Origin of the sequence: Microcoleus sp. Z1_A1 (genome assembly GCF_036700305.1) — a bacterium.
GTDB lineage: Bacteria > Cyanobacteriota > Cyanobacteriia > Cyanobacteriales > Microcoleaceae > Microcoleus.
Map to the genome: position 1 here is coordinate 107,355 of NZ_JAUBOR010000012.1, position 7,779 is coordinate 115,133.

General features: G+C 43.7%; 10 protein-coding genes. 6 read left to right on the forward strand and 4 right to left on the reverse strand.

The window, feature by feature from the left end; genetic code table 11:
* Positions 1-153 precede the first annotated feature (153 nt).
* The 6 genes from QT973_RS10640 (at position 154) to QT973_RS10665 (ending at position 5,078) form a co-directional block, all read left to right on the forward strand.
* Complete coding sequence (locus QT973_RS10640; RefSeq protein WP_190660639.1) at positions 154-429, forward strand: hypothetical protein; 276 nt, start codon at positions 154-156, stop codon at positions 427-429.
* The gene (locus QT973_RS10645) at positions 426-2,492 is read left to right on the forward strand and encodes an AAA family ATPase (protein WP_333056139.1); all 2,067 of its coding nucleotides are present in this window, start codon (positions 426-428) and stop codon (positions 2,490-2,492) included. Before QT973_RS10640 ends, QT973_RS10645 begins: the two co-directional genes overlap by 4 nt.
* A complete protein-coding gene (locus QT973_RS10650) occupies positions 2,482-3,138 on the forward strand; it encodes a Uma2 family endonuclease (protein ID WP_333056138.1) in 657 nt (218 codons plus the stop codon). The genes QT973_RS10645 and QT973_RS10650 overlap by 11 nt, the downstream gene beginning before the upstream one ends.
* 12 nt (positions 3,139-3,150) lie before the next feature.
* Positions 3,151-3,471 (forward strand): nucleoside triphosphate pyrophosphohydrolase, encoded by a 321-nt coding sequence (locus tag QT973_RS10655; RefSeq protein ID WP_333391300.1) that lies wholly within the window; start codon positions 3,151-3,153, stop codon positions 3,469-3,471.
* Between the two features lie 67 nt (positions 3,472-3,538).
* Positions 3,539-4,009, forward strand: a complete 471-nt coding sequence (locus tag QT973_RS10660; protein WP_172193123.1) for a DNA phosphorothioation-associated protein 4 — start codon at positions 3,539-3,541, stop codon at positions 4,007-4,009.
* A 10-nt stretch (positions 4,010-4,019) separates the two neighbouring features.
* Complete coding sequence (locus QT973_RS10665; RefSeq protein WP_333056135.1) at positions 4,020-5,078, forward strand: endonuclease/exonuclease/phosphatase family protein; 1,059 nt, start codon at positions 4,020-4,022, stop codon at positions 5,076-5,078.
* A gap of 12 nt (positions 5,079-5,090) precedes the next feature.
* Here QT973_RS10665 and QT973_RS10670 read toward each other — a convergent pair whose 3' ends face one another.
* From QT973_RS10670 to QT973_RS10685, 4 genes are all read right to left on the reverse strand, one after another.
* A complete protein-coding gene (locus tag QT973_RS10670) occupies positions 5,091-5,483 on the reverse strand; it encodes a type II toxin-antitoxin system VapC family toxin (protein ID WP_333208460.1) in 393 nt (130 codons plus the stop codon).
* Positions 5,484-5,735, reverse strand: a complete 252-nt coding sequence (locus QT973_RS10675; protein ID WP_333056133.1) for a DUF2281 domain-containing protein — start codon at positions 5,733-5,735, stop codon at positions 5,484-5,486.
* A 97-nt stretch (positions 5,736-5,832) separates the two neighbouring features.
* Positions 5,833-7,425, reverse strand: a complete 1,593-nt coding sequence (locus QT973_RS10680) for a DGQHR domain-containing protein (RefSeq protein WP_333232622.1) — start codon at positions 7,423-7,425, stop codon at positions 5,833-5,835.
* 151 nt (positions 7,426-7,576) lie between these two features.
* The coding region (locus QT973_RS10685) for a hypothetical protein (protein ID WP_333240539.1) at positions 7,577-7,779 on the reverse strand (203 nt) is incomplete at its 5' end.

The window sequence follows — 7,779 nt, forward strand, 5'->3', positions numbered from 1 at the left end:
AGTTTGAGTTGCTAGTTTAGTTCGCGATCGCACGCATAGTTCAGAAACCCGGTTTCTTTGTAGATTTCTCGTGAGTGTTCGCAAAACTCGTAGAAACCGGGTTTCTCGCCCATGAGCCTAGGCCCTGTATATTTTAATATTTGCAAAAAAAATATGACGGAAAATCTGAATGAAAATCTGATTATGGCATTTAGATATGAAGATAGTGCGATCGCAGCCGTACCGACAAGCATTTTAGCAGAAAAGCGTTCTTCTTATCAAACTCATCAGGAATTCAGCGACGTACAGCAACCAATTACTAGCGCGCCACCGGAAGTTAGACAAATTATTGAGCGGGTATTGGAAATTGAAAAAGATAAACTGTACATGAGAGCTCCTCGCCACATTAACGATGACATTTTAAAAATCATTAAGGAAGCAATTGTATGAAGTTAATCTCAATTACTCTATGCAACTTTCGTCAATTTTACGGCAAAACTCCCGAAATTAAACTAGCTTGGGGCGGGCAAAATATTACAGTAATTCACGGGAATAATGGCGCGGGAAAAACTGCCTTAATGAATGCCTTTACGTGGGTACTTTACGGAAGATTTAGCGCGGCTTTTGCGGCAGAAGAACAATTAGTAAACAAGCGCGCTTTGGCTGAGGCGGAAATGGGAAAAGCCGTAGGTTGTTGGGCGGAAATTGTGTTTGAACATGACAGCACGCGCTACCAAGCAAGACGCATTTGTCGTGCTTATAAAAGTGAAAATACTGTAGAACATGGTAAGGCTGAATTGTTTCTGAATGTAGCAAAAGATAACGGTCTGTGGCTGAAGCCGGATCAGCATCCCGATGATATTATCGGGCGGATTTTGCCGGAAAGTTTACATAAATATTTCTTTTTTGATGGGGAGCGAATCGAGCAAATTGTCCGCTATGACAAGAAGGCAGAAATTGCGGAAGCTACTAAGGAGTTGCTGGGAGTTGAAGTGTTGAATAGATCGCTCCGGCATTTACTAGAAGCAAAAAAATCTCTAGAGACAGATTTAAATATAATTGGGAATGCTGAAACGAAGAAACTTTTAAAAGACAAGCAAAAAATTGAGCAAGAAGCTGAGCAACTTTCGAGCAGACAAGTAGAAATCGAGCAGGAATTGGTCAACCAAGGGGAGTTAAAAAAAGCAGTTAATGGTAACTTATTGGAACTTAGCGGTGCTGCGGATTTACAAAAGTTGCGAGACGAATTGGAAATGCAGAAAAGTTTATTGAAGCAACAAATTGTACAGGCTACAGATGCTCTCAAACGCTCAATCTCTATGCGGGGTTATGGGGTATTTCTGTCAGAGGCTGCGGCTGAATTTAAAGTAATTGTTGAAGGTTTGCGGGAAGGCGGCTCGTTGCTTTCGGGGATTCAGCGGCCGTTTTTGGAAGAGTTATTAGCGCAGCAGCGGTGTATCTGCGGTGCGGAATTAGTGGAGGGTTCTGAGTCTCGCCAACAGGTTAGCGGTTGGATGGATAAGGCGGGTGTTGGCGATGTGGAAGAAACAACTATTCGGATTAGCGATCGGGTAAATGAAATTGATAAACAAGTGGCTGATTTTTGGGAGGAAATTGACCGACACCAAGGCAATATCAGCCGCGACAGAACCGAACTTTCTCGGGTGGAAAATCAGTTAGACGATATTCACAACAAGCTGCGAAATTTTCCTGACGAGGATGTCAGCCGCTTGCAAAAGCGCTTGGATGAAATTGAGGCAAAAATTGGCGATTTGCACCGGGAAACAGGCTCTAATCAGCAGCAGATTGAGAGTTTGAATGTGCAGGTGTCGGCTTTGGACAAGCAAATCGATAAGCAGCAACTGAATGAGCAAAGGCAAGTATTAGCCCAGCGCCGGATTGCTGCGACTCAGGATGCGATCGATCGCCTAACTGAAGTGCGAGATCGCTTAGAAAAACAGTTTTGTTCTCAGTTGGAAAAGCGGGTGCAAGATATTTTTAGTCAAATTTCTTTTACTCCTTATATCCCAAAACTGAGCGATAAATACGAACTGACTCTAGTAGAAAATACCTCTGGTAAAGAATCATTGGTGGCCGCTTCTACGGGAGAAAATCAAATTCTCAGTTTATCGTTTATCGGGGGAATTATTGAGGGCGTGCGGGAGTGGAGTCAAAAGAATACTTTGATGGGCCCGGATAGCAGTACGTTTCCAATTGTGATGGATTCTCCCTTTGGCAGTTTGGACGAGATTTATCGCAAGCAAATCGCGAATAAGCTGCCGAAGTTGGCGAATCAATTGGTAGTTTTGGTAACAAAAACTCAGTGGCGCGGAGAAGTTGCTCAAGAAATGGAAAGTTGCACCGGCAGGGAATACGTGCTGGTGTACAATTCTCCGAAAGCTGATTGTGAAGAAGATGCGATCGAACTTGGCGGGACGCGCTATCCTTTAGTTAAGCGCAGTCCAAATGAATTTGAATATACGGAAATTGTAGAGGTGGATTATGGCTTCTAATTCGGCAATTACGCAGGTTTTGGAAACGGATATTTGGGTGAAGGCGACGTGGGAAGAGTTTCTAAATTTTGCTGAGGATTCAGCATGGGAAAAGGGCAAGTTTTATTACTATCAAGAACACATGAGGGTAGAAATGTCACCAGTAGGGCCATTGCACGGGCGTCAAAATTCAATTATGGCCTGTGTAGTTATTCTGTTTGCAACATTGAGAAATATCCGAGTAGTTCAGTTTACTAACACCAGTTTTCGCAAAGCAGGTATCGGCGAGTTTCAACCTGATTTAGCTTACTACATTGGTTCAGATTTAAGAGTGCCTCCTGATGATAGCAATTCTGCTGTTGATTTAAATCTATACGATCCGCCTAATTTGATAATAGAAATTGGTGCATCTTCTTTTAACGATGATTTAGGCAGTAAGCGGTTGCTTTACGAAAATGCAGGAATTAGTGAATATTGGGTTGAACGTGCAAACACGCGGGAGGTTTTTGCGTTTGCGATTAATGGCGGAGGTAGCGGGAGAATTCAAGAGTCGCGGGTTTTACCGGGGCTGGAAATCCGGTTAGTTGAGGAAGCTTTGAATCGCAGTCAAACGCAAGATGATGGGGAAATTAATCGCTGGTTGATTCAAACTTTTAGTCAAGGTTGAAGGGAGTTTGACGTGAAAAAGCAGTATCATAAGTTGGTGCGCGATCGCATTCCTGAAATTATTCGTAAAAGCGGGAATGAATGCGAGTTTGTAATTTTGTCGGAGGCAGAATACCGTCAAGCTTTGCTGCAGAAATTGATTGAAGAAGCGGGGGAAGCCGCAGAAGCCCACGAGGAAGATTTGGTGGCGGAATTGGCGGATTTGTATGAGGTGATAGATGCGGTGATGGCGAGTTTTGGCATTTCGGGCGATCGACTTTTGGCGGAACAAATGAAGCGGCGGGAAGCAAGAGGAGGTTTTGCACAAAAAATTATGTTGTTGCGGACATTGTGAATTGGCCCTGCGCCCAGTGTTGGATATTGGCGAGATTTATAATAGTTAGAAACTAGATATTATGGCAATGGCTGCTAACAAAATTAGAATTGCTAAAGATAAAGCCGAGTTAGTCAAATCATTAACTTTATCGGATAACCACACTGGCCCTTTCCAGACTTACGCCGATGTCATCGCCTTCGCCGCATCCTTGGGAAAGCAGCGGAAAAAACGATCGCCTTTGGGGGAAATTTCTAAACGAGAACCAGGGGCGATAGATGTTGATATTTTTGTATCCAGGGGTTACGATATGGCGATTAAGTTAATTGCGATCGCCGAAACCAAAAATCCTCAAATTCTCTCCCATCTCGACGAAAAATTGGAAGCAGAACGCTTGCAAATTTTTGAAGAATATGCTAATGGTGGACTGGAAATATTGCGAGAAGAGTTGCGGGGTGCGGCGGATTATACCGATCGCCTGTTGTTGGTTTTGATTTCTGAAAGAGACAACCAACATCGGTCAAATGAAGAATTCGATTTAAGCAAGTTCTTATTTTAATAGGTGCCCAATGAAGTATGTACTAGCAGAGATCGTAAAGAAAGGGCTTAAGGAATCTGCCAAATTTTTCGCTTACGGCTACTCAGTATTCATGATCTGCTATTTCATTCTCAAACTAATCCTTTGGGATAGAATAGGAGTTATTGCCTTAATTACCACTTTTATTCCCTTAATTTTATTCCCAACTTTCCTGCTTCCCATCATCGGATTGTCAATTATCAAAAAAAGATGGTTCACTATTATTTCGGCGATCGCCTGCATTATCCTAATAAGTTGGCTGCACATTAAATACTTTTCTCCCACACCAATAAACATCACAGATTCGCACCCCAGCATCAAAATTTTATCCCATAACGTCCATTGGTATAAAACTCAGTCGCCAAGTTTAGCTAAACTGATTCAGAATCAAAAACCCGATATTATATTTTTACAAGAAATCGTTAGTAAACATACCGAAAGAGCTTTCACCTGGTTAAAAGCAGACTACCCCTATCAAATTGGCAATCCCCCTGTAGGAATTCTCAGTAAATATCCGATTGTCTCCAGCGAAATACTGCACTTAGCCGGCCATCCAGAAACGCAGCAGCGGGCAATTATTAAATTTAACGAACAAGAAGTAGTGATTTATAATATGCAAGCTACCGGGCCGTGGTTGACCAGAGCTAGAAAATTGCGTTTTTTCAAACTTCCTGTTTACATATATGGCAAACGATCGCCTGAAATTCAAGAATTAGTGCAGCGAGTTGAGCGAGAAACTCTGCCAGTCATCGTCGCGGGCGATTTTAATATGACAGACGAAACTCAAGACTATTACAGGGTAAAGAAAGTCTTGCAAGATTCTTTCCGAAAATCTGGATTTGGGTTTGGTTTTACCTGGCCTCACGGTTGGGAACTTAACTTATTGGTAAAAAGGTTAAATTGGAGATTGAATTATCCCGTTTGCCGGATTGATTATATTTGGTATTCAAAGCATTGGGGCGCTAAATCTAGTTCGGTTTTGGAGGCAACGGAGTCAGATCATTTGCCTGTAGGAGCCGAACTTATTTTGTTAAAGGAAGCCAGATTGTGAGAAGTTTTTTAGTCAATACCAGTCTGCGATTGCGAGTTCCGAAACTCTAGAAAATTCCTTGACATTGTGGGTTACGAGAGTCGCTTGCAGGGCTACGGCTGTCCCTGCAATCAAAACATCGATCGGGCCGATGGGAGTACCTTGTTGCTCCAACTGGGCGCGAATTGTAGCAGCCGCAAGAGCTGCATCGCGATCGAAAGGAATAACGTTAACTCTGCTCAAAAATTGCTGAAGTTGTTGGGTGCGTTTTGCGGGCGAATTGGATTTAGCAATGCCGACTTGCAACTCAAAAAGGACGCTCGTAGAAACGACTATTTCCAGGGGAGAAACATTCGCAAGATTTTGAGCAACTTGTCCTTGACCTTTGAAATAGTAGATCAAGGTGTTGGTATCCAAAACGTACATTTACAGACTCTCCCGCAGGATGTCTTGTCCGGATTCAGCACGAATATCTTCTAGGGATGGAAAATCTTTTGCCCAAGTTCCAGCAAGGGAAAAAACAAGTTCATTCCAAGGAATCAGAGAGTCTACGGTGTCTGTTGGTTGGTTTGCGCTCAGGTGCTTGGCACAAACGAATTCAGCGAAAGTGAGAATTTCGCTGGCTTGGTCTTTGGGAAGGGTTTTGACGATTGCGTAAATCTGTTCAGCGATGGTCATAATGTGGTTCTAGGTAACGTGCAGATTCAATTATACAAAACCAATTTGTTTCCTACTTTATCAGTCTTCGTCGCTGTGGGCTTTGCCCAATAAAAACTTAGCTAAGCACTGGTGGCAATCCTACCTCTTGCGGCTGCACAAATCGGCCGTTAAAACTAACAGCTTTATCCTCAAAAGTCCTCGCTTCCGCTACCGCTTGCCGCAAATGAGCTCGCTCCATATCGTCCTGAATTCCCCCCACCAAATATACAATTAACTTCGTCGCTAAATCCTTTCCAGAAACTAGCATTCGCTTTTTGTTCGGATCGTACAAAATCCCGTACCACGCAGACTCTGGATTGTCCATGTGGCTAAATCCTTCATCGACATCGTACCTGCGGAGTTTGTCGAAAATAGATTTCAGGGAAAGTTTCTTTCTAAATACTAGAATTCCCAAAGCATTAGCTAAAGCAACTTGACCGACGGGACGGAACAAAATATTTCCCTCGCCCCCTGGCTTTTCAAAACTAAATCGGCGCAATTCTGTCGTTTCTTCGCCGCTTTCAATTCTTTGATAGCTGGGTAAAGTTGCTAAATGATCGAACAATTTTTTAAACTCTTCAATTCCCTCTTTTAGTTCTTCATCTTCGGGACGCATGGGAATTAAACCTTTTCGTTCCGGCTTCCAATGGGGGAATTTGTATTCTAAATACCGTTCGGACATATCTTGCAGCGCTTGCAATGTGGTTAACACAGTTGATTTTGCTGCGACTGTGGCGCTGTCCCAATTGACGCGGGGGTTTCTGTCATCTTGTTCTTTTAATAAGGGATGGGTGACGGCAATTTTGCGGGCGCAAATCGCAAATCCGTTGTCCTCGTTTAATAATGCTAGCTGGCCCTGACTCAGCGTTACGGCCATTAGGTTAACGTGCACAAAGATCGATCGCACGCGCCGTTGTGCTTGCTGTCGCGTTTCCCCCGCTACCGCCGCCGGGATAAACTCAATTCCGATTTTTTCGTGAGCTAATTTATACACTGTTTCGGGGTCGATTTGATACTCTTCTGCTAAATCTTCCAGAGTAATTGCAGCGCCGACAGGTTTTTTATTTTTGTTGTATCTTTGCAGGATTCCGGTTTTAATTAAACTCATTAAACCTTGAACTCCCATCAGCCGATGCTGGCCGTCTAAGGCAAAAATAGAGACTTTTTGAGAGACATTCAAAAGCCCTAAGTTCTCGTTTTTATCAAAGGATGTAAATTCAGTCGCGGATTTGGTTGCTACGCCATTTTTATCCCATTCCTCGGCTAGAGGATTATCTACCCACGGGGGACTGACGACTACTAAAACTGCGGGGAATTTGTGCGATTTTCGGGCTGCTAAATATTGAGTGAGGGTGGCTTGCCGCGACCAATCTAAGGGACGCTGGATAATTTCGTCAATGGTTTCGTCGTCGCGGACGATGTTGTTCGTTTGGAGGTCGAATTTTTGGCGGAAAAGCGGCATTTGCGAGGCGAAACGGACGCGAGAGTCTAACCATTCTAGGGTGACTGAACCGATGTATGCTTCGCTGTTTCCCATCTGGGTTTTTTGGACGAAAATGCGATCGTCCTTTCCTAAATAATTATCTAATAAAAGTGCGATTTCCTGTCTGTCGCTATTTTCTTTTTCTAAAATCTTTATAGCGAGGTCATCCGCTGGGTTGGTTGTCATGGGCGGTTTTTATATAATTAGGTTATTTTTTCAAAAATATCATGGGTTAAATTGTATGTCAACTCTTGTTTTTTAAAAATTTTTGTGAAATACTTAAAACACTAAGTAAATTCAACCTTATATATCATTTAATGTTTTATTTGTCAATAGCTTAGGGGCGATCGGGCTTGATGCAGATGCGTCTGGGTCTCACGCGCCACCGTCTGAGTCCGCCAGGGGTTGAAAACCCGCCACCATCGGGGCCCGCCAGGGGTTGAAACCCCGCCACCATCGGGGCCCGCCAGGGGTTGAAAACCCGCCACCATCGGGGCCCGCCAGGGGTTGAAACCCCGCCACCATCGGGGCCCGCCAGGG

Bases quoted from the DNA above. Each gene is read 5' to 3' on its own strand.
- QT973_RS10680 (WP_333232622.1), bottom strand. From the start codon at position 7,425: ATGACAACCAACCCAGCGGATGACCTCGCTATAAAGATTTTAGAAAAA.
- QT973_RS10640 (WP_190660639.1), top strand. From the start codon at position 154: ATGACGGAAAATCTGAATGAAAATCTGATTATGGCATTTAGATATGAA.
- QT973_RS10645 (WP_333056139.1), top strand. From the start codon at position 426: ATGAAGTTAATCTCAATTACTCTATGCAACTTTCGTCAATTTTACGGC.
- QT973_RS10650 (WP_333056138.1), top strand. From the start codon at position 2,482: ATGGCTTCTAATTCGGCAATTACGCAGGTTTTGGAAACGGATATTTGG.
- QT973_RS10670 (WP_333208460.1), bottom strand. From the start codon at position 5,483: ATGTACGTTTTGGATACCAACACCTTGATCTACTATTTCAAAGGTCAA.
- QT973_RS10660 (WP_172193123.1), top strand. From the start codon at position 3,539: ATGGCTGCTAACAAAATTAGAATTGCTAAAGATAAAGCCGAGTTAGTC.
- QT973_RS10665 (WP_333056135.1), top strand. From the start codon at position 4,020: ATGAAGTATGTACTAGCAGAGATCGTAAAGAAAGGGCTTAAGGAATCT.
- QT973_RS10675 (WP_333056133.1), bottom strand. From the start codon at position 5,735: ATGACCATCGCTGAACAGATTTACGCAATCGTCAAAACCCTTCCCAAA.